A 22405-nucleotide genomic window follows, 5' to 3' on the forward strand; every position below is an offset into this window, starting at 1 on the left:
AGCGGACCGTTTGCCTGGGCGGTTTACCGTACGCTCTGGACCAGGAAGGAGCCCAGGCCGCAGCTTTTCGCGGCGCTCTTCGCTTCGCCGGCGGCGCAGCTGCGCGAATGGCCGTCCTTGTCGTAGCAGGCGCGGATCTCGCGCAGGAAGCGCCCGCCGCCCGTGCAGAAGGGCAGCACGGATTCGTCGGCCAGGGCCGGATTGGCCTTGCGGAACTGCTCCTTGAACTGGCTCGCCGTCACGCGGATCGGCTCGGCCGGCTTGCGGTAGGCGGCGGGAATGGCCAGCCCTTCCTTCAGCCGGGCCGACAGGGCCATGTAGTCCTCGGCGGACAGGCCGGAGCAGGTGCCGTGCTTGGACCACTCGTGGCCGATCAGCTTGGGCGAAGCGAACATTTTTTCATACTTGACCCGCACCGCGTCGGGCAGCGCCTCGTTCGAGCAGTCCTGCGGCCAGCCCTTCTCGAACTGGGGCCACAGGCCGTGCAGCACGAAGCCCAGCTGGCGGCCGACGGCGCACTGCTGCGGATCGCGGTTGCCGCTGCCGGCGCAGTACTGGGGCGACCAGCTCATGGCCAGCGCGTAGTAGTCGAACTGCCCCGGCTCGGACGCGGCCTTCTTCTTGCGCGCTTCGGCAGGGCCGCACAGCAGGGCGGCCGCCAGCAGGGGCAGCAGTACCAGTGTTTTCCGGTTCAATGGGCGGGTCTTCAAGGTCATGGCATTGTCCTGTCGGCGAAAAGTCCCGCTAGGGTAAGCCATGCGGGACGATCCGGCAATGCGGCGGCCCCCCGCGCTTCCCTACAGCTCGGTCCTCAGCGCGAACAATTCCGGGAACAGCACCACATCCAGCATTTTTTTCAGGTAGCTTACGCCCGCCGTGCCGCCGGTGCCCGTCTTGAAGCCGATCACCCGTTCCACCGTTGTTACGTGGCGGAAGCGCCAGAAGCGGAACGCCGTCTCCAGGTCCACCAGCTTCTCGGCCAGCTCGTACAGGGCCCAATGGCGGGAAGGGTCGCGGTAGACGGCCAGCCAGGCCGCCTTGACGGAGTCGTCGGCCACCGTCGGCAGGGTCGGGTCGACCGCCAGGCGTGCCGGCGAGACGGGCAGGCCGGCGCGGGCCAGCACGCGGATCGCCTCGTCATAGACCGAGGGCTCGTGCAGGGCCCGGTGCAGGATGGCGTGCACGTCGGGGCGCACCTCGTGCACGGCCAGCAGGTTCGCGTTCTTGTTCCCCAGGATGAATTCGATCTCGCGATACTGGTGCGACTGGAAGCCCGACGAGGCGCCCAGGTAGGGGCGGATCGCCGTGTACTCCGGCGGCGTCAACGTGGCCAGCACGTCCCACGCATGCACCAGCTGGTCCATGATGCGGGCCACGCGGGCCAGCATCTTGAAGGCCGGCGCCAGGTCGTCGCCCTGCAGGTGGGCGCGCACGGCGTGCATCTCGTGCAGCATCAGCTTCATCCACAGCTCGCTGGTCTGGTGCTGGACGATGAACAGCATCTCGTTGTGGTTCGGCGAGCGCGGGTGCTGGGCGTTCAGGATCTGCTCCAGGCCCAGGTAGTCGCCATAGCTCATGGATTTGGAAAAATCCATCTGGGCGCCATGCCACTGGCCGTCCTTCTTGTCTTCGATACTCATATGTCTGCCTGTTTCAAGTGACGACGCCGCGCCGGGCGGCCACGTCGTAGTCTTCCCGGTCCAGGATGTCCTTCAGGATCGCCACCGCATCCCACACGTCGGCGAAGCTCGTATACAAGGGGGTGAAGCCGAAGCGCATGATGGCCGGCTCGCGGTAGTCGCCGATGACGCCGCGCCCGATCAGGGCCTGCATGACGGCAAAGCCGTGCGGATGGGTGAAGCTGACCTGGCTGCCGCGCCGGGCCGGCTCGCGTGGCGTCACCAGTTCCAGCGGGTGGCCGGCGCAGCGCGTCTCGACCAGGTCGATGAACAGCGACGTCAAGGCCAGCGACTTGGCGCGGATGGCGGCCATGTCGGTCTGGGCGAAGACGTCCAGACCGCATTCGACCATGGCCAGCGACACGATGGGCTGGGTGCCGCACAGGGCCCGGCCGATGCCGTCGCAAGGCGCGAAGTGGGGCGCCATGTCGAACGGCGCCGCGTGGCCCCACCAGCCCGACAGGGGCTGGACGAACTGCGCCTGGTGGCGCCGGGGCACCCAGATGAAGGCGGGCGCGCCGGGGCCGCCGTTCAGGTATTTGTAGGTGCAGCCGACGGCGAAGTCGGCGCCGTCGCGCGCCAGCGCCACCGGCACGGCGCCGGCCGAGTGGGCCAGGTCCCAGACGGTGACGGCACCGCGCTCGCGGGCCAGCGCCGACAGGGCGGCCATATCGTGCTGGTAGCCGGTACGGTAGTTCACGTGGGTCAGCATCAGCACGGCCGTGTCGGGCCCGACTGCGTCGGCAATGTCCTCGACCCGGTCGACCAGGCGCACCTGGTAGCCCCGCTCCAGCCAGCCCGACAGGCCCTGGGCCATATAGATATCGGTGGGGAAGTTGCTGCGCTCCGTGACGATGACCTTGCGTTCGGCGTGGGCGGCCTGCACGTGCAGGGCCCCGGCCAGCGCCTTGAACAGGTTGACGGAAGTGCTGTCGGTGACGACGACTTCGCCGGCGGCGGCGCCGATCAGCGGGGCCAGGCGGTCGCCCAGCCGGCGCGGCAGCTCGAACCAGCCGGCCGTGTTCCAGCTCTTGATCAGGTCGATGCCCCATTCGCGGGCGATGACGTTCTGGGCGCGGGCCAGGGCCGCGCGTGGGCGGGCGCCCAGCGAGTTGCCATCCAGGTAAATCACGCCGGGCGGCAGGTCGAACTGGCCGCGCAGCGGCGCCAGCGGGTCGGCGGCGTCGCGCGCCAGGCAATCGTCACGGGTCATGGTCATGCGGTTCCTGCGATCTGGGTCGAAAATGTTTGAGGCTTCAAGCGAAACCGTGAGTGTACCATGGGGGAAATGCCGAATTGGCAAGGGTAGCCGTGGGCCAGCCAGGGAGAGGGGACCCGCAAACCCGCACGAATGCTCGCTTTCGCGGTTTTTTCGACAATTTTCAAATTTTTTTGCGAAAAGCCCTCAAGTTCCCGCCGGCCCTGCCGTTACCAGTTCCAGAAGCGCGGGAAACCGTCTCTGTTCGACGCTTTGGTTGGGGCAAAAAAACTTTAAACTTTTTTGCGGTTGACCCTAAAGTTCCGGCGAACTGTGACGTTACCTGTCTCAGATGTCGTAAAAATGCAGCACTGCAACTACGCATCGACCCGTTATTTTCGTTCCGTGGAGCACCATTTTCCACGTGGACACACTACCCGCCGACCTGCACCAACACTGGTGCGCCCCTATGATCGCCCTGCGCTTGTCAGACAAACGCCGACAGGGCGACCCGTGCATTCCCCTATCCCAAATACAGAAGTTCACCTCTTCTCGTGAATCGTGCCGTACAGCATTATGTATCTCAACGGAAACGCAATTCGCTTCCAAACGAATTCAAACGAGGAGATTCACATGACCGCAAACGACATGATGGCTGAAATTCGCGATGCAAATCTGAGCTACCTGATGCTGGCTCAACAGATGATCCGCGCCGACAAGGTCACCGCCATCTTCCGCCTGGGTATCTCGGCCGATATCGCCGACCTGATCGAAGGCATGAGCAACGCCCAGATCCTGAAACTGGCGGGCGGCAACATGATGCTGGCCCGTTTCCGCTTCGACGACAGCGCCATCCTGGGCATGCTGACGAACCACAACAAGGACCGCTCGCTGGCCCAGTCCCATGCCGCCATCCTGATGGCCGGACAGGGCGTCGAAGAAATCGCTTAAGCAGTATAGTAAAGCGAACGAGGCGGACTGAAGGAGCGGATGATGAGCAAGAAAAGTGTCGTGAGCGAAGCCCAGGAAATCCAGCTGGCGATCGAGCTGATCAATCTCGGCGCGCGCCTGCAACTGCTCGAATCGGAAGTGTCGCTGTCGCGCGAGCGCCTGCTCAAGCTGTACAAGGAGTTGAAGGGGGTGTCCCCGCCGAAAGGCATGCTGCCGTTCTCGACGGACTGGTTCCTCACGTGGCAGCCGAATATCCACTCCTCGCTGTTTATCAATATTCACAATTTTCTCGTCGAGCACGCCGGTGCCACGGGCATCCAGGCCGTCATGAAGGCCTACAAGCTGTACCTCGAACAGATGCCGCCCGCGCCGGGCGAGGAGCCGCTGCTGTCGCTGACGCGCGCGTGGACCCTGGTGCGTTTCTTCAGCAGCAAGATGCTGGAACTGAAGACCTGCGCCAAGTGCCAGGGCAAGTACGTCGTTAACGGCATGGACCTGAACGGCGACTACCATTGCGGCCTGTGCCACATGCCTTCGCGCGCCGGCAAGACGCGCAAGGCGAAAGAAGACGCGGCCGCGGCCTGAGCCTGCCGCCGTTGCGCTCCCCGACGCTTTCCATGTCAAGCCGGGCCGGCCAGTGATGCCGTCCCGGCTGTTGCCGTTCCTGAGTTCGCTGTTGCGCCTGCCCGCCGTGCGCGCGCTGCTGGCGCAGCTGGCGGCCGTGCTGCCGTGTGCGGCGCTGGCGCTGCTGGCCGACGCATCGGGCCACGGCCTGACGCTGTTCCAGGCTGTCCTCCTGCAAGGTGTCCTGGCCATGCTGATTACGTGGCGGGTCGGGCTGGCCCCGTGGTGGCGCCCCATCCAGTTGCTGTTCCCCCTGGCCTTGCTGGCCGCCAGTGCCCTGCAATTGCCGCCCGTGCTGTTCCTGCTCGTGTTCCTCGGCATGCTGGGCTGGTACTGGTCGACCTTTCGCACCCAGGTGCCGTATTTTCCGTCGAGCCGGCCCGTGTGGGATGCGGTGGCGGCGCAGTTGCCGGCACGTGCAGGCCTGCGCGTGATCGATGTCGGCAGCGGCCTGGGCGGCATGACCCTGCACCTGGCGCGCCTGCGCCCCGATATCGCCTGTACCGGAATTGAACTGGCGCCGTTGCCCTGGCTTTATTCCTTGCTGCGCGCAAAACTGCTGCGCGCCCCGGCCCGGTTTATTCGGGGCGATTATGAAAAACTCCATTTCGGCGAGTATGACCTGGTGTTCGCCTATCTTTCTCCGGCGGCCATGCAAGCCTTATACGACAAGGCGAAGCGCGAAATGAAGGTTGGCAGTTTATTAGTAAGTTACGAGTTTTCCATCCCGCCTTATATTCCCGACAAGACCATACTTACCACAGAGGGCGCTCCGCCCCTCTATTTATGGCGCTTTTAGGCGTCCTTCCCTTGCCCGCACGGCGTTCTCACGTTATTGTAGTTCCTTGTGGAATCTATTTCGGTACGGCATTTTTCTTTGAGGCTCGTCAGTGCTAGTCATAATCGGTTATGTGGTCACGTGTGTTTGCGTGTTCGGCGGCTTCGCGATGGCGGGCGGCCACCTGGCGGCCCTGTTCCAGCCGCTGGAACTGCTGATGATCGGCGGCGGCGCGCTGGGCGCCTTCTTCGTCGGCAATAACGCCAAGTCCATCAAGGCCACGATCGCAGCGCTGCCGACCCTGCTGCAGGGCTCGCGCTACACGAAAGAGCTGTACATGGAGCTGATGTCGCTGCTGTTCGACGTCCTGTCCAAGGTGCGCAAGGAAGGCCTGATGTCGATCGAGGGCGATATCGAATCGCCGGCGGAAAGCCCCCTGTTCTCAAAGTACCCCACCGTGCTGGAAGACCACCATATCGTCGAATTCATGACGGATTACCTGCGCCTGATGGTGTCCGGCAACATGGACGCGTTCCAGATCGAGAACCTGATGGACAACGAACTGGAAACTCACCACCATGAGGGTGCCGTGCCGGCCCACGTGATCGCCAAGCTGGGCGACGGTCTGCCGGCCTTCGGCATCGTCGCGGCCGTGATGGGCGTGGTACACACGATGGAATCGGTGGGCCTGCCGCCTTCCGAGCTGGGCATGCTGATCGCGCACGCGCTGGTCGGTACCTTCCTGGGCATCCTGCTGGCCTACGGCTTCGTCGGTCCGCTGTCGAGCCTGTTGGAACAGAAGCTGGAGGAGTCGAGCAAGATGTTCCAGTGCGTTAAGGTGACCCTGCTGGCCAGCCTGAACGGCTACGCGCCGGCGCTGGCCGTGGAGTTCGGCCGCAAGGTGCTGTACTCGACGGAACGCCCCACCTTCGCCGAGCTGGAAGACCATATCAAGAAGGCCAAGTCGAAGTGATGCCGGGAGCCAAGCATGGATGACGCCAAGCCCATCGTCGTCAAGCGCATCAAGAAGTACGCCGCCGGCCACCATGGCGGCGCGTGGAAGATCGCCTATGCCGACTTCGTGACGGCGATGATGGCCTTCTTCCTGCTGATGTGGCTGCTGGGCTCGACCAGCAAGGGCGACCTGAACGGCATCTCCGAATTCTTCAAGACGCCGCTGAAGGTGGCCATGCAGGGCGGCTCGGGCAGCGGCGACAGCTCCTCCGTCATCAAGGGGGGCGGCAAGGACCTGACGCGGCAGGACGGCCAGGTCAACGCGGGCGGCAGCGATACCGTGAAGAAGTCGTACAACCTGTCGGCCGTCAAGGCGGCGCTGGAAAAGGAAGAGCAACAGCGCCTGACGCAGCTGAAGGAAAAGATCCAGAGCAAGATCGAGAATTCGCCCGCGCTGAAGAAGTTCAAGGAGCAGTTGTTGCTCGACTTCACCAGCGAAGGCCTGCGCATCCAGATCGTGGACGAGCAGAACCGCCCCATGTTCCCCGCGGGGAAGGCGGACCTGCAGCAGTACACGCGCGAGATCCTGCAGGAGATCGGCCCGGTGCTGAACGACGTGCCGAACCGCATCGGCCTGACGGGCCACACGGATTCGACGCCGTATTTCAGCGAGACGGGCTACAGTAACTGGGAATTGTCGGCCGACCGTGCCAATGCCTCGCGCCGGGCACTGGTGCAGGGCGGCCTGCAGGACAGCAAGATCATTCGCGTGGTCGGCCTGGCATCGGCCGCCAACCTGGACCGCAAGGACCCGTTCAACCCGATCAACCGGCGCATCAGCATCATCGTGATGAACAAGAAGACGGAAGAAGGGTTGATGCGCGACGCCGGCAAGCTGGAAGTGGGCACCGGGACGGCAGCGACCATGGAAGCGGTGGCGCAGGCGGAGCACCCCGCGGCGGCACCCAAGTAAAGTACCCAAGACGAGATTGTTATGAACAGAAAAAAAATCCTCGGCTCCCACGTCAAGCGCATGCTGTCCGGCGTCTCGGACCACGGCCGGAAGCACCTGACCGAGGTGGAGACCGACCTGCTGCAGACCAACCTGCTGCTGGAAGAGGCGATCGAGAAACTGTCGCGCAACTTCATGGCGATCCACGAGGCCGTCAGCGCCCAGCAGGCCACGATCCGCCTGCTGCTGGACGGCGGCACGCCGTCGGCCGACGACAAGGCCCGGCTGGAAGCAATGAACGAGCAGGTCAGCACTTATGTGAACGCGGCCATTACGAGCATGCAGTTCCAGGACATGACGAGCCAGCTGATCGACCGCACACTGAAGCGGGTGACGGGGCTGCGCGAGTTCCTCGCCACCCTGGGCACCTACGGCGCCGACATGGACCCCGAGAGCGACAGCGAGGCCATCGTCGAGCTGCTGGGCAAGGTCAGCATGGCGCTGGCGATCCAGAGCCTGGAGCTGCGCAGCGTGCTGCGCAAGGCGGTCAGCCAGAAGCACCTGGAAAGCGGCGACATCGAGCTGTTCTGAGCTCGGCGCGGATACACCGAATAACACTGTGGGCCACACGCGAGCGGCCCGAAACTTTTAAGTGAGATAAAAAAAATGGCTAAAACGATTCTAGCAGTTGACGATTCCAGCTCCCTGCGCCAGATGGTGGCGTTTTCCCTGAAGGCCGCCGGCTATCAGGTGGTGGAAGCGGTCGACGGCCAGGACGGCCTGGAAAAGGCCAAGCTGCAGACCGTGGACCTGGTGCTGACGGACCAGAACATGCCGAAGATGGACGGCCTGCAGCTGATCAAGCACCTGCGCGAACTGCCCGCCTACGCCAAGACCCCGATCCTGATGCTGACCACCGAGTCGTCCGACGAGATGAAGGCCAAGGGCCGCGCCGCCGGCGCCAATGGCTGGCTGGTCAAGCCGTTCGACCCGCAGCGCCTGATCGAGGTCGTAAAAAAGGTCATCGGCTGAACATGTGTTCTCTGAGCTTATTTGACGGAGTCTTGCCATGACCATCGACATAAGCCAGTTTTTCCAGGTCTTTTTCGACGAGGCCGAGGAACTGCTGGCTGAAATGGAAAGGCTGCTGCTTGCCGTCGACGTCAGCGCGCCGGACGAGGAGGATCTGAATGCGATCTTCCGCACCGCGCACTCCGTGAAGGGGGGCGCGGGCACGTTCGGCCTGACCGACATGACGGAAGTGACGCACATCCTGGAAACGCTGCTGGACCGCATCCGCAAGGGCGAGATGGCGCTGACGCTCGACCACGTGGACGCCTTCCTGGCGGCCAAGGACGCGCTGAAGATGCAGCTGGACGGCCACCGCCTCGGCAGTGCCGTCGACCAGGACGCCGTGGGCGACGTGCGCATGATGCTGCAGCACCTGGCCCAGGACGTGCCGCTGGCCGCGATCGCCCACGTGGCGCCGGCCTTCCAGACGTCAAGCAGCGACGAGGAGACGGTCGATCACAGCGGCGGACGCCGCTACCGTCTCGAGCTGCCGAAGATGGCACACCGCGAGGTGACGGCACTGGCCGCCGAACTGGGCCTGCTGGCCCACGTGATCGTCACGCCGCTCGACAACGAGCGCAACGCGATGGTCGTCACCACCCATGAAAGCCTGGACGACATCATCGCCATCTGCTCGTTCGTGCTCAACACGGACGAGATGGCGGTGACGGAACTGCCCGTGCTGACGCCCCAACAGGCCGCGCTGGAACAGGCCGCGCGCAGCAAGGTCGAGGAAGACCTGGGCTACGGCTTCTTCGACCCGCTGCCGAAATCGGAAACGGGCAAGACGGCCGCCAGCCTGGCCGGCAGCGAAGGCCAGGGCTACGGCTTCTTCCAGCCGCTGGACGAAATCCGCGCCAATGCGGCCGGCTCGGACAGCGACGCCGCGCGCGGCTACGGCTTCTTCCAGCCGGTCGAGCAGATTCGCGCCGCCGCCGGCATCAAGGAAGCAACGCCGGCCGAGAAGGTCGCCGTGGTCGAGGAAGAGAAAAAGCCGCAGCGCCGGGAAGGCGACAAGGCCCCCGCGCACGGCGCCGAATCGTCGTCGATCCGCGTGTCGATCGAAAAGGTCGACCAGCTGATCAACCTGGTGGGCGAGCTGGTGATCACGCAGGCCATGATCGAGCAGCGCGTCGACACGCTCGACGCCATGGTGCACGAGCGCCTGCTGGCGTCGGTCAGCCAGCTGACGCGCAATACCCGCGATCTGCAGGAAGCGGTGATGTCGATCCGCATGATGCCGATGGACTTCGTGTTCTCGCGCTTCCCGCGCATGGTGCGCGACCTGGCCGGCAAACTGGGCAAGAAGGTCGACTTCATCACCAACGGCGCGGCGACGGAACTGGACAAGGGCCTGATCGAGCGCATCGTCGACCCGCTGACGCACCTGGTGCGCAACAGCATCGACCATGGCATCGAGATGCCGGACGTGCGCCGCGCCGCGGGCAAGACGGAAACGGGGCGCCTGTTCCTGTCGGCCACGCACCAGGGCGGCAACATCATCATCGAGGTGTCGGACGACGGCGGTGGCCTGAACCGCGACAAGATCCTGGCCAAGGCGCGCCAGAGCGGCCTGCCCGTTTCCGACAACATGCCGGACGCGGACGTGTGGCAGCTGATCTTCGCGCCGGGCTTCTCGACGGCCGAGCAGGTGACGGACGTGTCGGGCCGCGGCGTCGGCATGGATGTCGTCAAGCGCAACATCACGGCCATGGGCGGAACCGTCGACATCCGTTCGGCCAAGGGCTTCGGCACGACGATGTCGATCTCGCTGCCGCTGACCCTGGCGATCCTGGACGGCATGTCGATCCGGGTCGGCGAGGAGGTGTACATCCTGCCGCTGGGCTTCGTCATCGAGTCGATGCAGCCCAGCCCCGAGGACGTCAAGGAAATCACCGGCAAGGGCAAGGTGGTCAAGGTGCGCGGCGAATACCTGCCCCTGATCCCCCTGTACCAGATGTTCGACATCGAGCCGCGCTTTACCGATCCGTCCGAAGGCATCCTGGTGATCCTGGAAACGGAAGGACGCAAGGCCTGCCTGTTCGTGGACGAACTGGTGGGGCAGCAGCAGGTGGTCGTGAAGAACCTGGAATCGAATTACCGCAAGGTGGCCGGCATCTCCGGCGCCACCATCCTGGGCGATGGCGGCGTGTCGCTGATCCTGGACGTGGCGGCGCTGATCCGTTCTTCGCGCCAGCTGGCCGACGAAACCATTTTTAATACGCTTAGCTGATAAGGAAAGACCATGGCAGACCAGAATGCCGACATCGCCGGACACGAATTTCTCGCCTTCAAACTGGGCGCGGAAGAATACGGCATCGATATCCTGAAAGTGCAGGAAATCCGCGGCTACGAAGCGGTGACCCGCATCGCCAACGCCCCCGAGTTCATCAAGGGCGTGATCAACCTGCGCGGCATCATCATTCCCGTGGTGGACATGCGCATCAAGTTCAACCTGGGCGAGCCCGTGTACGACCAGTTCACCGTCGTCATCATCCTGAACATCAACGGCCGCGTCGTCGGCATGGTGGTCGACAGCGTGTCGGACGTGACGACCCTGGAACCGGAGCAGATCAAGCCGGCGCCGGAAATGGGCACGGCGTTCTCGTCCGAATACATGATCGGCCTGGGCACGATCGACGAGCGCATGCTGATCCTGGTGGACATCAACAAGCTGATGTCCTCGCCAGAAATGGGCCTGATCGAACAGATGGCCGCCTGACACTCGTTAAGAAAACCGGGGACAGACCCTGGTTTTGAAGAAAGCTTGCCTTAAAACAGGGGACTGTCCCCGGTTTTTCCCGGCGGCGATCGAACCGATTACCGCCCAAGAAACGCGGTGCAGCAAAAAAAAAATCTTTGTACTAACAAGAGGCAATCGCCTCGCAGAAGGCGAGCCGTTGCTTCATCATCTTTTTAAGGTAGGGGACTCATCATGAGTGTTCGCAATTACAAAATCGGTACCAGACTGGGCTTCGGCTTCGGCATCATCCTGCTGATCCTGGTCGCACTGGTACTGTCTTCCAACAGCCTGAACTATCGTAACAAGTCGAAGCTGATGGAAGGCCTGGAGCTGACCAATGCCAAGAGCATGCACGCCAGCACGATGAAAAGTGCAATGCTGGAGTCCGGTATCGCCATGCGCAATATCGGCCTGCAGTCCGACGTCGAATTGATGCAGAAGGAAGAAGAGAAGGTCAAGGTGCAGCGCCAGCGGTACGAAGCGGCGCGCGGCAAGCTCGAAACGCTGGGCCTGGACGACAGCGAGAAGAAGGTGCTGTCCGAACTGGCTGCGCTGGACAAGGACGTCGACGCGGCCTTCAAGGACGCGATGGCCCAGGTGCTGGCGTTCAACGCCGAAGGCGCGACGAAGATCATCGCCGGCCGCATCGATCCGCTCAATACCCGTACCCTGGCGGCGCTGAACCGCCTGGGCGACCTGGAGCACGCGGCCGCCAAGGCCTTCCAGGAACGCTCGCTGCAGGACGACAGCCGCGTGATGGTGCTCACCCTCGTGCTGGGCGCGCTGGGCGTGGCCATCGGCGTGGTCTGCGCCTTCTTCACGACCCGTTCGATCACCGTGCCGCTGGCCGGTGCCGTCGAAGTGGCGCAGCGCGTCGCCGCCGGCGAACTGACCTCGCAGGTCCGCGTCGAAGGCAAGGATGAAACGAGCGAACTGCTGCAGGCGCTGAAGGACATGAACGACAGCCTGGTGCGCACCGTCAGCCAGGTGCGTGGCAGTACCGAGACGATCACGCAGGCGTCGCAGGAAATCGCTTCCGGCAATGCCGACCTGTCGGCCCGTACCGAGGCGCAGGCCAGCTCGCTGGAAGAAACGGCCAGCTCGATGGAAGAGCTGACGTCGACCGTCAAGCAGAACGCGGACAATGCCCGCCAGGCCAACCAGCTGGCCGTGTCGGCGTCGTCGGTGGCGGAAAAGGGCGGCACCGTGGTGTCGCAGGTGGTCGACACGATGGGTTCGATCAAGGAAAGCTCGGGCAAGATCGTCGACATCATCGGCGTCATCGACGGCATCGCCTTCCAGACCAATATCCTGGCCCTGAACGCGGCCGTGGAAGCGGCCCGTGCAGGCGAGCAGGGTCGGGGCTTCGCCGTCGTCGCTTCCGAAGTGCGCAACCTGGCCCAGCGTTCGGCCAGCGCCGCCAAGGAAATCAAGGCGCTGATCGACGATTCCGTGACGAAGGTCGATGCCGGCGGCAAGCTGGTGGACGAAGCGGGCCAGACCATGGGCCTGATCGTCACGTCGATCAAGCAGGTCGCCGACATCATGGGCGAAATCACGGCGGCAACCCAGGAACAGAGCAGCGGCATCGAGGAAGTCAACCAGGCCATCACGACGATGGACGAAATGACCCAGCGTAACGCGGCCCTCGTCGAGGAAGCCGCCGCCGCCGCGGAAAGCATGCAGGAACAGGCCCAGCGCCTGGGCGAAGCCGTCAGCATCTTCAAGCTGGGCGGCGAAGCGACGGCGGTATCGCGTCCTGTCGTGGCCAAGGCACCGGCCAAGGCCGCGGCCAAGCCGCTGGCGGCCCGCGCCGCGAGCACGACGCGTGCCGTGACGGTGCGGCCAGCACCGGCCGCCAAGCCTGCCGCCGCCGCTGCTGCTTCCACGTCGACCTCGTCGAAGAAAGTGGTCAGCGCACCGGCTGGCGACGACTGGGAAGAGTTCTGACGAACTGCAGGGCGCAAGCCTGACGTCAGCGGGGCAACCCCCGGGCCGTTGGCCCCCGTGACGATAACCCGGCCGCGCTCCGCGCGCGCCGGGTGCCCGGTAACGCAAGGATAGGCATAATGTCCAAAGACACCGTCAAGGAGTTTGATTTCAACTCGCGCGACTTCGAGAGAGTGCGCGAAATGATCTACAAACGGGCCGGCATCGCGCTGGCCGACAGCAAGCAGGAGATGGTGTACAGCCGGCTGGCGCGCCGCCTGCGCGCCATCGGAATTTCATCCTTCGTCAAGTACCTGGACGACCTCGAAGCGGGTCGCCTGGGCAATGAGTGGGAATCGTTTACCAACGCACTGACCACCAACCTGACGTCGTTCTTCCGCGAGGCGCATCACTTCCCCCTGCTGGCTGAACACGTCAAGAAACACCGCGGCGAGCAGCTCAATATCTGGTGTTCCGCCAGTTCCACCGGCGAGGAGCCGTATTCGATCGCGATGACGGTGTGCGAGGCATTCAATTCGCTGACCCCGCCGGTCCATATCATCGCCACCGACATCGACACCAATGTGCTGGCGACGGCCGCCAACGGCGTGTATCCGCTTGAACGGATCGACAAGCTGTCGGCCGAGCAGCAGCGCCGCTTCTTCCTGAAAGGGAAGGGCGACAAGGCCGGCATGGCGCGGGCCCGGCCCGAGCTGCGCCAGCTGATCACGTACCGCCAGCTGAACCTGCTGGACGACAAATGGGATATCCGTGGCCCGTTCGACGTGATCTTCTGCCGCAACGTGATGATCTATTTCGACAAACCCACGCAGCGCAAGATCCTGTCGCGCTTCGTGCCCATGATGAAACCGGATGCGCTGCTGTTCGCGGGGCATTCCGAGAATTTCCTGTACGTGTCGGATTCGCTGAAACTGCGCGGGAAAACGGTCTATGAACTGGACGAGCGCCCAGGCGCGGCCAGGATCGCGCCGCAACGAGCCTGAGACGAATACCATGGAAAACGAACATCTCGCAACGAACGTCTACTACGACCGGACGTTCGATACCCAGGCGGCCAAGATCCTGCCTGGGGAATACTATTACACGGCCAAGGACATGCTGATCGTCACCGTGCTGGGCTCCTGCGTGTCGGCCTGCATCCGTGACAGGGTGACCGGCCTGGGGGGCATGAATCACTTCATGCTGCCCGACGGCGGCGCCGACAAGGACAGCCCTGTTTCCGCGTCGGCCCGCTACGGCACCTTCGCGATGGAGATCCTGATCAACAGCCTGCTGAAATCCGGCGCCCGGCGCGACAACCTGGAGGCCAAGGTCTTCGGCGGCGGCGCCGTGCTGAAGGGCTTCACGGCCATGAACGTGGGCGAACGCAACGCCGCCTTCGTGCAGACCTTCCTGCGCAACGAACGCATCCGCGTCGTGGCGGAGGACCTGAACGACATTCACCCGCGCAAGGTCTACTTCTTCCCCCGCACCGGCAAGGTGCTCGTGAAGAAGCTGATGCAGTCGCACAACGATACGCTGGCCAAGCGCGAGATCGAATACGCCAGCCGCCTGAAAGTCCAGCCCGTGGCTGGTGAAATCGAGCTGTTCTAAGAGGCCCCGATGACTATCAAAGTACTTGTGGTCGATGACTCCGCGCTGATCCGCAGCGTCATGACCGAAATTATCAACAGCCAGCCCGACATGACCGTCGTGGGCGTGGCGCCGGACCCGCTGGTCGCGCGCGAACTGATCAAGCAGACCAATCCGGACGTGCTGACCCTGGACGTCGAGATGCCGAAGATGGACGGCCTCGATTTCCTGGAAAAGCTGATGCGGCTGCGGCCGATGCCGGTGGTGATGGTGTCGTCGCTGACCGAGCGGGGCTCGGAAATCACGATGCGCGCGCTGGAGCTGGGCGCCGTCGACTTCGTCACGAAGCCGAAGATCTCGATCCAGACGGGCATGCGCGAATATACCGAATTGATCGCCGACAAGATCCGCGCAGCCTCGAAAGCCCGCATCCGCGCCCGCACGCTGCCGCAAGCGGGCGCCGAAGGCAGCGCGCCCCTGCCACAATTACGCAATCCGCTGATGTCATCCGAAAAACTGATTATCGTGGGTGCTTCCACGGGCGGTACCGAAGCGATCCGGGAATTCCTGATGCAAATGCCGTCCGACTGTCCGGGCATCCTGATCACGCAGCACATGCCGGAAGGCTTCACGCGCTCGTTCGCGAAACGCCTGGACTCGCTGTGCAAGATCTCGGTGCAGGAAGCGGCGGGCAACGAGCGGGTGCTGCCGGGCCACGCGTATATCGCGCCAGGCCACTCGCATCTGCTGTTGACCCGCTCGGGTGCGAACTACATGACGAAGCTGGACCAGGGCGAGCCCGTCAACCGCCACCGTCCGTCCGTCGATGTGCTGTTCCGCTCGGCGGCGCAGTTCGCCGGCAAGAATGCCGTCGGCGTCATCCTGACGGGCATGGGGAAGGACGGCGCTGCTGGTATGCTGGAGATGAAAACGGCCGGGGCGTATAATTTTGCCCAGGATGAAGCCAGCTGCGTTGTCTTCGGCATGCCGCGCGAGGCGATCGCCGTCGGCGCCACCCACGAGGTGGGCGCGTTGCAGGCGCTGCCCGGCATGGTGCTGGGCTACCTGGCGCAGCACGGCATGCGCTCGCTGCGGGTGTGATCCCGGCGCGCCGGCCGGGCCGGCGCGGGCGCGGGACGAAGAATGCGGCAAGAACGTCGCGCGATCGATACGTTCTGAGGGTACGATTGATACGGTAACTGTTTTTTTACCGTAAGTGACGAGGTGTTCTGTTCCCTATGGGTAACGATAATGCTATCCTACAACTTGCTGACGGAGCGCAATCGAGCGCGCGCATCGAGTACAAGCTGCAGAGCACAAATTTAAATAACCGCGTTACATAAGAATCAACGGAGTAATTCATGGCTGATCCAAAGATGAAATTTTTAGTTGTTGACGACTTCTCGACGATGCGTCGCATCGTCCGGAATCTGTTGAAAGAACTGGGTTATGCCAATGTGGACGAAGCGGAAGACGGCGTGATGGCGCTGGCCAAGCTGCGTGCCGAATCCTTCGACTTCGTCGTGTCGGACTGGAACATGCCGAATATGGACGGCCTGACCATGCTGCAGAATATTCGTGCCGATCCCGCGCTGGCCAAGCTGCCCGTGCTGATGGTCACCGCCGAAGCGAAAAAGGAAAACATCATTGCCGCGGCCCAGGCCGGCGCCAACGGCTATGTCGTCAAGCCATTCACGGCCGCCACCCTGGACGAGAAGCTGAACAAGATTTTCGAAAAACTCGGAGCCTGATCCATGGTCGAGCAAGCAGCTGCAGCTGGTAGCGCGGCCCCGACGGACCCCAACGAGGAATTCCTGTCGCGCATCGGGCACATGACCCGTGCGTTGCACGAGAACCTGCGCGGCCTGGGCCTGGACAAGCTGATCGAAAAGGCCGCCACCGACATTCCCGACGCCCGCGACCGGCTCGACTATGTGGCCCGCCTGTCCGAGGACGCCGCCCAGAAGGTGCTCAACGCCACCGACGAGGCCGGCCCGCTGCAGGACGGCATCAGCAAGGATGCGAAGGAACTGTCCAGTTCGTGGCAGGCCCTGCTCGACGGCCAGGGCGGCGAAGCCGACTGGCGCGAGCTGGCCCAGCGCACCATCGTCGCGCTCGGTTCGGCCACGGCCGCGACGAGCGCCACGAAGGGCCACCTGATGGACATCATGATGGCGCAGGATTTCCAGGACCTGACGGGCCAGGTCATCAAGCGCGTCACGTCGATCGCCCAGAACCTGGAAAAGCAACTGGTGCAGACCTTGATCGACTTCGCGCCGGAAGAACTGAAGAAGGAAATCGATACGGGCCTGTTGAACGGTCCCCAGATCGACACCAGCGCCGAAGGCATCGTGGCCGACCAGGGCCAGGTCGACGACCTGCTGGACAGCCTGGGCTTCTGACCGGAGGCGGGCACCGGCCCGCCCGATCCGCGCCACTGCATGACCGCGCTACCGCCCCGGGGCGCGCTTCGTTTCACTCACATCGGCCAATGCATCAGACCCATTTCCTCGTGCGCGAGCCCTTGCTTGACCCGCAACAGCGCGTGGTCGGCTATGAGCTGACGTGGCAACACAATGCCGGCGACGCCCCCACCCAGGCGGCGCTGGAGGACCTGGTCGGCTTCGTCGCCGGCCAGGTCAACGACCCCGAACGTGGCTGGCTGCTGCGCGACAAGACCCTGTTCCTGGAAGCCGTGCCGGCGATGCTGTCGACGGACGCCCTGTACAACCTGCCGCCGCAGCACACGGTGCTGTCGATCGCCACGCGCGAGCTGGCCAATCCTGATACCCTGGCGGCCGTGCGCGCGCTGCGGGCCGGCGACGTCGGCATCCTGCTGCGCAACTGCGACATCGCCCGCGCCGGCAACCGCCTGCCCAGCATCTGTTCGTATGTGGAAGTGCGTTTCTCCGGCGCCGACGTGGCCTCGCAGGCGCGCACCTATGCCGCGCTGAAGCAGTCGACAGTGCGCATGGTGGGGCGGCCCGTGACGACCTGGGCCGATTTCGACGCCTGCGCCGCGCTGGGCATCGATGCCTTCGTCGGCAAGCTGCACCTGACGCCCCGGCCGGGCCTGGAAATGAAGGGCATGAATCCGGCCCAGACGATGATCCTGCAACTGATGCAGATGGTCAGCGCCAATGCCGACGTGCCGAAGCTGGAAAGCGTGCTCAAGCGCGACGCGGCCCTGTCGTACAAGCTGCTGCGCTACATTAACTCGGCCGGTTTCGGCATGGGTCGCGAGATCCAGTCCCTGAAGCAGGCCATCGGCCTGCTGGGCTACCAGCCCCTGTACCGCTGGCTGACCCTGCTGCTGGCCACGGCCAGCACGACGGGCTTTTCGCCCGTGCTGCTGGAAACGGCCGTCGTCCGTGGCCGCCTGGCCGAACTGCTGGGCGTGACGGCGCTGGGCAAGGTGGAAGCGGAAAACATTTTCGTCGCCGGCATGTTCTCGCTGCTGGACCGGCTGCTGGGCGTGCCGATGAAGGAAGTGCTGGCAACCATCCAGCTGTCCGACGAGGTCGTCAAAGCCCTGCTGGAGCGGGGTGGGCGCTACGGCCCCTACCTGGCCCTGGCCGAAGCGTGTGAGCTGAACTCAACGCTCGTCGCCTCGCTGGCCGCCTCGCTGAACCTGACCCCGCTAGACGTCAACAAGGCCCACCTGTCCGCGCTGGCGTGGACGCAAAACGTCACCGGCTGATCGGCCACCCAAACTGCCGAGCCTGTGTCCACCTTGGGGGCGTAGCCGGGGTTTCTGTCCACCTTGGGGTCAGACCCCGACATAGACACGAGCTCGACCGCTACATTGCTCAGTCCGTGTCCACCTTGGGGTCAGACCCCGACACAGACACGAGCTCGACTGCAAACATAGCTCAGTCCGTGTCCATGTCGGGGTCTGACCCCACGGTGGACACGGACCCGGCCGTAGCGGCGGTGGCTCAGATTTCCAAGTTGTCGATCAGGCGCGTGGTGCCCAGCTTGGCGGCGGCGAGGACGACGAGCGGGGCGCCCTGGGCCAGGTCGCCCGCGTTGGGCGGTTGCAGGTCGCTGCGCTTGCGGATACTGATGTAGTCCGGCTTCCAGCCTCGTTTGGCGAGGTCGTCCATGGCCTTGTGTTCCAGCTGGAAGATGTCCAGGTGGCCGGCGCGCATTTCGCTGGCGACGAAGTTGAGCGACTGGTACAAGGCCGGTGCTTCGGCCCGTTCCTGCTCGGACAGGTACATATTGCGCGAGGACAGCGCCAGGCCGTCTTCGGCCCGGTAGGTTTCGGCGCCGATGATTTCCGTCGGCAGCGCGAACTGGCGCGCCATGTTTCGCACGATCATCAGCTGCTGGTAGTCCTTCTTGCCGAAGACGGCCACGCGCGGTTGCACGCACGAGAACAGTTTCGTCACGACGGTGCATACGCCGTTGAAGAAGCCGGGACGGAACTCGCCCTCCAGCGTATTGCCCAGGCCGTCAGGTGGCTGCACGCGGTACTCCTGCGGCTCCGGATACAGGTCCTTCTCGGTGGGTGCGAACAGCACGTAGACGCCTTCTTTTTCCAGCTTTTCCACGTCGGCCTGGAAGGTGCGGGGGTATTTGTCGAAATCCTCGTTCGGGCCGAACTGCAGGCGGTTGACGAAGATCGACGCCACCACGGGGTCGCCATGCCGGCGCGCGATGCGCATCAGCGACAGGTGGCCTTCGTGCAGGTTGCCCATGGTGGGCACGAAGGCGGTACGCAGCTGGCCGCTCAGTTGGTCGCGCAGCTCTTCAATGGAGGAAATGATTTTCATGTTTTTCTAATGGCCGGTGGTTCAGGCAGGCGAATAGGCGAGGCGCACGTAAATGGGCGCGAACGGTTCGGCCTGGGTTATTTCGATCAGGGTTTCTTTCGCCAGTTCCAGCATGGCGACAAAATTTACAACCAGCACGGGTACGCCGCCGCTCACATCGAACAGGTCGGCGAACTCGACGAAACGCTGCGATTGCAGCCGGCGCAGGATGGCCGTCATGTGCTCGCGCACCGACAGTTCCTCGCGGCTGATCTTGTGGTGCTGCTTCAGGGTGGCGCGCTTGAGCAGGTCGCGCCAGGCCGCTTGCAGGTCCCCGGGTGTCACGTCCGGCCACACGGGCACCAGGCTCTGCTCGATGAAGATCTGGCTGCGCACGAAATCCCGGTCCAGCTGGGGAATGGCATTGATGTCGACGGCGGCCAGCTTGATCTGCTCGTATTCGAGCAGGCGGCGCACCAGTTCCGCGCGGGGATCGTCCCCATCGACTTCCAGCTCATGCTGGCGCTGCGGCAGCAGCATGCGCGACTTGATCTCGATCAGCATGGCCGCCATCAACAGGTATTCGGCGGCCAGCTCCAGGTTCGACAGGCGGATCTGGTCCACATACTTCAGGTATTGCAGCGTGACCTGCGCCATCGGGATGTCGAGGATATTGAAGTTCTGTCGCCGGATCAGGTACAGCAGCAGGTCGAGCGGGCCTTCGAAGGCGTCGAGAAAGATTTCCAGCGCATCCGGCGGGATGTACAGGTCCGTGGGCAGGTGCAGCAGGGGCTCGCCGTACAGGCGTGCAAAAGCAGCGCCGTCGGCTGGTGCCACGGCGCTGCCTGTCGACTGCGGGTCCGGCGCTGCAACTGCTGCGCCGGCCGGGTCGTCCGCGGGAAGCATGTCTGGCGTTCCCGAGCTAGCCCTGCATTCAGTCCGTCAGTTTGTTCTGATAGACGTAGGCTTGCTGGGCAATGGCGGAATCGCGCTGGCGTGCGCGCTCGTCCAGCGACTGCGGCGCCTTGTCCCACAGCAGGGCACGGCCCTGCTGCTGGCCTTGCTCGATGGCCGGATTCTTTTCCTTCAGGCTCTTGATGAACTGGGTGTGATCGGATTCGTAACCGCGGTGCTGCTTGAACAGGAGTTTCATAGGTTTGATAGCTGAGTTGAAAGCCAACGGCTATTCTACCGCGCTGCGGCATGCCACAGGGAATTTCCGTCGCTGCCCAGCGACAGCGCCCCGCTTCGGGTATGCTCTATTGCCATGAATACACGACTGACCCCCCACACGGTCTTCCTGCTGACCTTGCCGCCGATCCTGTGGGCGGGCAACGCCATCGCCGGCCGCCTCGTCCACGAGATGGTGCCGCCTATCCTGCTGAACCTGCTGCGCTGGAGCCTGGCCTTCGCCATCCTGCTGCCGCTGGCCGGCCCCGTGTTCCGCCGCGACAGCGAATTGTGGCGGCATTGGCGCCGCTTTGCGCTGCTGGGCCTGCTTGGCGTGGGCCTGTATAACGCACTGCAGTATCTCGCGCTGCAAAGCAGCACGCCCATCAACGTCACCCTCGTCGCGGCGGGCATGCCCGTGTGGATGATTCTGACGGGCTGGCTGTTCTTCGGCGTCGGCGTCACGCGCCGGCAAGTCGTCGGCGCCGTGCTGTCGATCGCCGGCGTGCTGCTCGTGCTGGCCCGGGGCGACGTCGCCCACCTGCTGGCGCTGCGGCTGGTGGCGGGCGACCTGTTCATGATCCTGGCGACGATTGCCTGGTCGCTGTACAGCTGGCTGCTGACGCGCACCCACGAGCCGGCCGGGCTGCGGGCCGACTGGGCCGGCTTCCTGCTGGCCCAGGTGGGTTTCGGCGTGCTGTGGTCAGGATTGTTCGCGGCAGGGGAGTGGACTTTGTCGGACGCCACCGTCCACTGGAACTGGACGCTCGCTGCCGTACTGGCCTACGTCGCCATCGGCCCCGCAGTCGTCGCCTTCCGTTGCTGGGGCGAGGGTGTCCGGCGCGCCGGCCCCGCCATCGCCGCCTTCTTCAGCAACCTGACACCGCTGTTCGCGGCACTGCTGTCCTCCGCGTTTCTGGGCGAGTTGCCCCACCTTTATCACGGTATCGCCTTCCTGCTGATCGTCGGCGGCATTATCGTTTCCTCCCGACGACCCAGCTGACCCATCATTATCCGGACCGCCGGCGAATTCAACGTCGGACACCTGATCCGTTCGCAGTGTTTCTCTAAACCATGTCTGCCACCGGGGCAGAGGAATAGCTTGCCGTGTGCGTACCCTGCGATTGCACCGCGTTCGGCATCCGGCCCCGCATGGAGGCTTGTTCCGCTATCTTGGGAAAGGTGTGGCTAGTGCGGCAAATCAACACCGCGCCGCGCGGTGGTGTGTTCTGCTAGCGTGGGATATTACTCAGCGGGAGAATGGTCATGCGTAAATGTTTATTGTTGGGTATGGCGGCGATATTAGCCCTGGCCGCTTGCGATAATGCACCGCCGAAGCCGCCGAAGCCCATTGCGGGTGCTGTGCAGTCCGCCACCTGAAGTGCGAGTAGACGCGAGGAAATAGCCCGCACACCGGGCAACGGGGGGGCAGCAATCGTGCCGTTTAAGCCAAGGTTTGGCGCGATCACGCCATGGATTGGTCTGTCGGCGACGGGACAATGCGGCTGACGCCCAAAGGCAATCAGCGCAGTTGCCGCCGCATTACAAGCGGCGCCGGTTCCAGGGGATTGGCGTGGGAATATTCGAGTTCGGCGGCCAGGTCGAATTCATAGGCCGCATAAAAATCGATCAGTTTCGGCTGGTCGCTTCGTACCGCCAGGCGCAGTTCGCGAATGCCTGATTCCTGGCCGTGGTGAATCACGGCTTCGAGTAAATGCTGGGAAAGGTTATTGCCCCGGTATTCGGGCAGGACGCCCATTCTTAATATCTCCCACACGCCGGGCTCCGTGTCGTGGGGCAGCCAGCGGACGGCGCCGATGGGCGTATCGCCGTCGAATAAAATAAAACCGCCGCCCTGGCGCAGATGTTCCGCGACCAGGACAGCGGTTTCCCGGTGTCCGCTGGAGGTGACGCTGACCTTGCCGGCCCAGGCGCGGCGCGTCAGGCCGGCGATCAACGAAGCGTCGTCGTCGTCGGCCGGACGGACTGCGAAGGTGGCCATCGGC

General features: G+C 63.8%; 24 protein-coding genes. 17 read left to right on the plus strand and 7 right to left on the minus strand.

Going from position 1 to position 22405, the window contains the following annotated elements:
• Positions 1 to 23: 23 nt before the first annotated feature.
• The 3 genes from GM672_RS11280 to kynU all read right to left on the minus strand — a co-directional run bounded on the left by GM672_RS11280 (position 24) and on the right by kynU (position 2892).
• A complete protein-coding gene (locus GM672_RS11280; protein WP_155470632.1) occupies positions 24 to 716 on the minus strand; it encodes a ribonuclease T2 family protein in 693 nt (230 codons plus the stop codon).
• Between the two features lie 81 nt (positions 717 to 797).
• On the minus strand, positions 798 to 1640 hold the full coding sequence (gene kynA, locus GM672_RS11285) for a tryptophan 2,3-dioxygenase (protein ID WP_155470633.1): 843 nt from the start codon (positions 1638 to 1640) through the stop codon (positions 798 to 800).
• A gap of 13 nt (positions 1641 to 1653) precedes the next feature.
• A complete protein-coding gene (gene kynU, locus GM672_RS11290; protein WP_371867058.1) occupies positions 1654 to 2892 on the minus strand; it encodes a kynureninase in 1239 nt (412 codons plus the stop codon).
• 618 nt (positions 2893 to 3510) lie between these two features.
• Here kynU and flhD point away from each other — a divergent pair.
• The 16 genes from flhD (at position 3511) to GM672_RS11370 (ending at position 18172) form a co-directional block, all read left to right on the plus strand.
• Complete coding sequence (flhD, locus tag GM672_RS11295) at positions 3511 to 3828, plus strand: flagellar transcriptional regulator FlhD (protein ID WP_155470635.1); 318 nt, start codon at positions 3511 to 3513, stop codon at positions 3826 to 3828.
• A 42-nt stretch (positions 3829 to 3870) separates the two neighbouring features.
• Positions 3871 to 4413 carry a flagellar transcriptional regulator FlhC gene (gene flhC, locus GM672_RS11300; protein WP_155470636.1) on the plus strand — a complete coding sequence of 181 codons (543 nt, stop codon included), beginning with the start codon at positions 3871 to 3873 and terminating at the stop codon, positions 4411 to 4413.
• Positions 4414 to 4468: 55 nt separating this feature from the next.
• The gene (locus GM672_RS11305; RefSeq protein ID WP_155470637.1) at positions 4469 to 5251 is read left to right on the plus strand and encodes an SAM-dependent methyltransferase; all 783 of its coding nucleotides are present in this window, start codon (positions 4469 to 4471) and stop codon (positions 5249 to 5251) included.
• A gap of 91 nt (positions 5252 to 5342) precedes the next feature.
• A complete protein-coding gene (gene motA / locus GM672_RS11310; protein WP_170300020.1) occupies positions 5343 to 6203 on the plus strand; it encodes a flagellar motor stator protein MotA in 861 nt (286 codons plus the stop codon).
• A gap of 15 nt (positions 6204 to 6218) precedes the next feature.
• Positions 6219 to 7157, plus strand: a complete 939-nt coding sequence (motB, locus tag GM672_RS11315; protein WP_155470638.1) for a flagellar motor protein MotB — start codon at positions 6219 to 6221, stop codon at positions 7155 to 7157.
• 21 nt (positions 7158 to 7178) lie between these two features.
• Positions 7179 to 7727: a chemotaxis protein gene (locus GM672_RS11320; RefSeq protein WP_155470639.1), complete on the plus strand. Its 549-nt coding sequence runs from the start codon at positions 7179 to 7181 to the stop codon at positions 7725 to 7727.
• Positions 7728 to 7802: 75 nt separating this feature from the next.
• The gene (locus tag GM672_RS11325) at positions 7803 to 8168 is read left to right on the plus strand and encodes a response regulator (RefSeq protein ID WP_155470640.1); all 366 of its coding nucleotides are present in this window, start codon (positions 7803 to 7805) and stop codon (positions 8166 to 8168) included.
• 37 nt (positions 8169 to 8205) lie between these two features.
• The gene (gene cheA, locus GM672_RS11330) at positions 8206 to 10440 is read left to right on the plus strand and encodes a chemotaxis protein CheA (protein WP_155470641.1); all 2235 of its coding nucleotides are present in this window, start codon (positions 8206 to 8208) and stop codon (positions 10438 to 10440) included.
• A 12-nt stretch (positions 10441 to 10452) separates the two neighbouring features.
• Entirely contained in the window at positions 10453 to 10929 is a 477-nt protein-coding gene (locus GM672_RS11335) for a chemotaxis protein CheW (RefSeq protein WP_155470642.1), read from the plus strand.
• Positions 10930 to 11142: 213 nt separating this feature from the next.
• Positions 11143 to 12900, plus strand: coding sequence for a methyl-accepting chemotaxis protein (locus GM672_RS11340; protein WP_155470643.1), 1758 nt, complete (start codon positions 11143 to 11145; stop codon positions 12898 to 12900).
• Positions 12901 to 13019: 119 nt separating this feature from the next.
• Entirely contained in the window at positions 13020 to 13883 is an 864-nt protein-coding gene (locus GM672_RS11345; RefSeq protein WP_155470644.1) for a CheR family methyltransferase, read from the plus strand.
• Positions 13884 to 13893: 10 nt separating this feature from the next.
• Positions 13894 to 14493 carry a chemoreceptor glutamine deamidase CheD gene (gene cheD / locus GM672_RS11350; RefSeq protein WP_155470645.1) on the plus strand — a complete coding sequence of 200 codons (600 nt, stop codon included), beginning with the start codon at positions 13894 to 13896 and terminating at the stop codon, positions 14491 to 14493.
• A gap of 9 nt (positions 14494 to 14502) precedes the next feature.
• Positions 14503 to 15573 (plus strand): protein-glutamate methylesterase/protein-glutamine glutaminase, encoded by a 1071-nt coding sequence (locus GM672_RS11355; RefSeq protein WP_155470646.1) that lies wholly within the window; start codon positions 14503 to 14505, stop codon positions 15571 to 15573.
• A 260-nt stretch (positions 15574 to 15833) separates the two neighbouring features.
• Complete coding sequence (cheY, locus tag GM672_RS11360) at positions 15834 to 16223, plus strand: chemotaxis response regulator CheY (protein WP_008450066.1); 390 nt, start codon at positions 15834 to 15836, stop codon at positions 16221 to 16223.
• 3 nt (positions 16224 to 16226) lie between these two features.
• Positions 16227 to 16874, plus strand: coding sequence for a protein phosphatase CheZ (gene cheZ / locus GM672_RS11365; RefSeq protein WP_155470647.1), 648 nt, complete (start codon positions 16227 to 16229; stop codon positions 16872 to 16874).
• 89 nt (positions 16875 to 16963) lie between these two features.
• Positions 16964 to 18172 (plus strand): EAL and HDOD domain-containing protein, encoded by a 1209-nt coding sequence (locus tag GM672_RS11370; RefSeq protein WP_155470648.1) that lies wholly within the window; start codon positions 16964 to 16966, stop codon positions 18170 to 18172.
• Between the two features lie 238 nt (positions 18173 to 18410).
• On the opposite strand, the gene panC is transcribed toward GM672_RS11370, so the two are convergent.
• Genes panC through GM672_RS11385 form a run of 3 tightly spaced genes read right to left on the minus strand, consistent with a single transcriptional unit; the run spans position 18411 to position 20382 of the window.
• Positions 18411 to 19250: a pantoate--beta-alanine ligase gene (gene panC, locus GM672_RS11375; protein ID WP_155470649.1), complete on the minus strand. Its 840-nt coding sequence runs from the start codon at positions 19248 to 19250 to the stop codon at positions 18411 to 18413.
• 21 nt (positions 19251 to 19271) lie between these two features.
• Positions 19272 to 20135, minus strand: coding sequence for a segregation and condensation protein A (locus GM672_RS11380; protein ID WP_155470650.1), 864 nt, complete (start codon positions 20133 to 20135; stop codon positions 19272 to 19274).
• Positions 20136 to 20163: 28 nt separating this feature from the next.
• Entirely contained in the window at positions 20164 to 20382 is a 219-nt protein-coding gene (locus GM672_RS11385) for a DUF3460 family protein (protein WP_155470651.1), read from the minus strand.
• Positions 20383 to 20496: 114 nt separating this feature from the next.
• Here GM672_RS11385 and GM672_RS11390 point away from each other — a divergent pair, with 114 nt between their 5' ends.
• Complete coding sequence (locus tag GM672_RS11390) at positions 20497 to 21402, plus strand: DMT family transporter (protein ID WP_155470652.1); 906 nt, start codon at positions 20497 to 20499, stop codon at positions 21400 to 21402.
• Positions 21403 to 21921: 519 nt separating this feature from the next.
• Here GM672_RS11390 and GM672_RS11395 read toward each other — a convergent pair.
• Positions 21922 to 22401, minus strand: coding sequence for a GNAT family N-acetyltransferase (locus tag GM672_RS11395; protein WP_155470653.1), 480 nt, complete (start codon positions 22399 to 22401; stop codon positions 21922 to 21924).
• Positions 22402 to 22405 lie beyond the last annotated feature (4 nt).

The sequence above is a fragment of the Pseudoduganella buxea genome (assembly GCF_009720835.1).
In the GTDB taxonomy this organism is placed as follows: domain Bacteria; phylum Pseudomonadota; class Gammaproteobacteria; order Burkholderiales; family Burkholderiaceae_D; genus Rugamonas; species Rugamonas buxea.

What these genes read in the sequence shown, in the direction of transcription:
- GM672_RS11390 (WP_155470652.1), top strand. Translation starts at nt 20,497, where the DNA reads ATGAATACACGACTGACCCCCCACACGGTCTTCCTGCTGACCTTGCCG.
- cheA (WP_155470641.1), top strand. Translation starts at nt 8,206, where the DNA reads ATGACCATCGACATAAGCCAGTTTTTCCAGGTCTTTTTCGACGAGGCC.
- kynU (WP_371867058.1), bottom strand. Translation starts at nt 2,892, where the DNA reads ATGACCCGTGACGATTGCCTGGCGCGCGACGCCGCCGACCCGCTGGCG.
- GM672_RS11370 (WP_155470648.1), top strand. Translation starts at nt 16,964, where the DNA reads ATGCATCAGACCCATTTCCTCGTGCGCGAGCCCTTGCTTGACCCGCAA.
- GM672_RS11340 (WP_155470643.1), top strand. Translation starts at nt 11,143, where the DNA reads ATGAGTGTTCGCAATTACAAAATCGGTACCAGACTGGGCTTCGGCTTC.
- GM672_RS11280 (WP_155470632.1), bottom strand. Translation starts at nt 716, where the DNA reads ATGACCTTGAAGACCCGCCCATTGAACCGGAAAACACTGGTACTGCTG.
- GM672_RS11320 (WP_155470639.1), top strand. Translation starts at nt 7,179, where the DNA reads ATGAACAGAAAAAAAATCCTCGGCTCCCACGTCAAGCGCATGCTGTCC.
- GM672_RS11305 (WP_155470637.1), top strand. Translation starts at nt 4,469, where the DNA reads ATGCCGTCCCGGCTGTTGCCGTTCCTGAGTTCGCTGTTGCGCCTGCCC.
- GM672_RS11325 (WP_155470640.1), top strand. Translation starts at nt 7,803, where the DNA reads ATGGCTAAAACGATTCTAGCAGTTGACGATTCCAGCTCCCTGCGCCAG.
- GM672_RS11355 (WP_155470646.1), top strand. Translation starts at nt 14,503, where the DNA reads ATGACTATCAAAGTACTTGTGGTCGATGACTCCGCGCTGATCCGCAGC.
- flhC (WP_155470636.1), top strand. Translation starts at nt 3,871, where the DNA reads ATGAGCAAGAAAAGTGTCGTGAGCGAAGCCCAGGAAATCCAGCTGGCG.
- panC (WP_155470649.1), bottom strand. Translation starts at nt 19,250, where the DNA reads ATGAAAATCATTTCCTCCATTGAAGAGCTGCGCGACCAACTGAGCGGC.
- motB (WP_155470638.1), top strand. Translation starts at nt 6,219, where the DNA reads ATGGATGACGCCAAGCCCATCGTCGTCAAGCGCATCAAGAAGTACGCC.
- flhD (WP_155470635.1), top strand. Translation starts at nt 3,511, where the DNA reads ATGACCGCAAACGACATGATGGCTGAAATTCGCGATGCAAATCTGAGC.
- GM672_RS11335 (WP_155470642.1), top strand. Translation starts at nt 10,453, where the DNA reads ATGGCAGACCAGAATGCCGACATCGCCGGACACGAATTTCTCGCCTTC.
- cheY (WP_008450066.1), top strand. Translation starts at nt 15,834, where the DNA reads ATGGCTGATCCAAAGATGAAATTTTTAGTTGTTGACGACTTCTCGACG.
- GM672_RS11380 (WP_155470650.1), bottom strand. Translation starts at nt 20,135, where the DNA reads ATGCTTCCCGCGGACGACCCGGCCGGCGCAGCAGTTGCAGCGCCGGAC.
- cheZ (WP_155470647.1), top strand. Translation starts at nt 16,227, where the DNA reads ATGGTCGAGCAAGCAGCTGCAGCTGGTAGCGCGGCCCCGACGGACCCC.
- GM672_RS11395 (WP_155470653.1), bottom strand. Translation starts at nt 22,401, where the DNA reads ATGGCCACCTTCGCAGTCCGTCCGGCCGACGACGACGACGCTTCGTTG.
- GM672_RS11345 (WP_155470644.1), top strand. Translation starts at nt 13,020, where the DNA reads ATGTCCAAAGACACCGTCAAGGAGTTTGATTTCAACTCGCGCGACTTC.
- cheD (WP_155470645.1), top strand. Translation starts at nt 13,894, where the DNA reads ATGGAAAACGAACATCTCGCAACGAACGTCTACTACGACCGGACGTTC.
- GM672_RS11385 (WP_155470651.1), bottom strand. Translation starts at nt 20,382, where the DNA reads ATGAAACTCCTGTTCAAGCAGCACCGCGGTTACGAATCCGATCACACC.
- kynA (WP_155470633.1), bottom strand. Translation starts at nt 1,640, where the DNA reads ATGAGTATCGAAGACAAGAAGGACGGCCAGTGGCATGGCGCCCAGATG.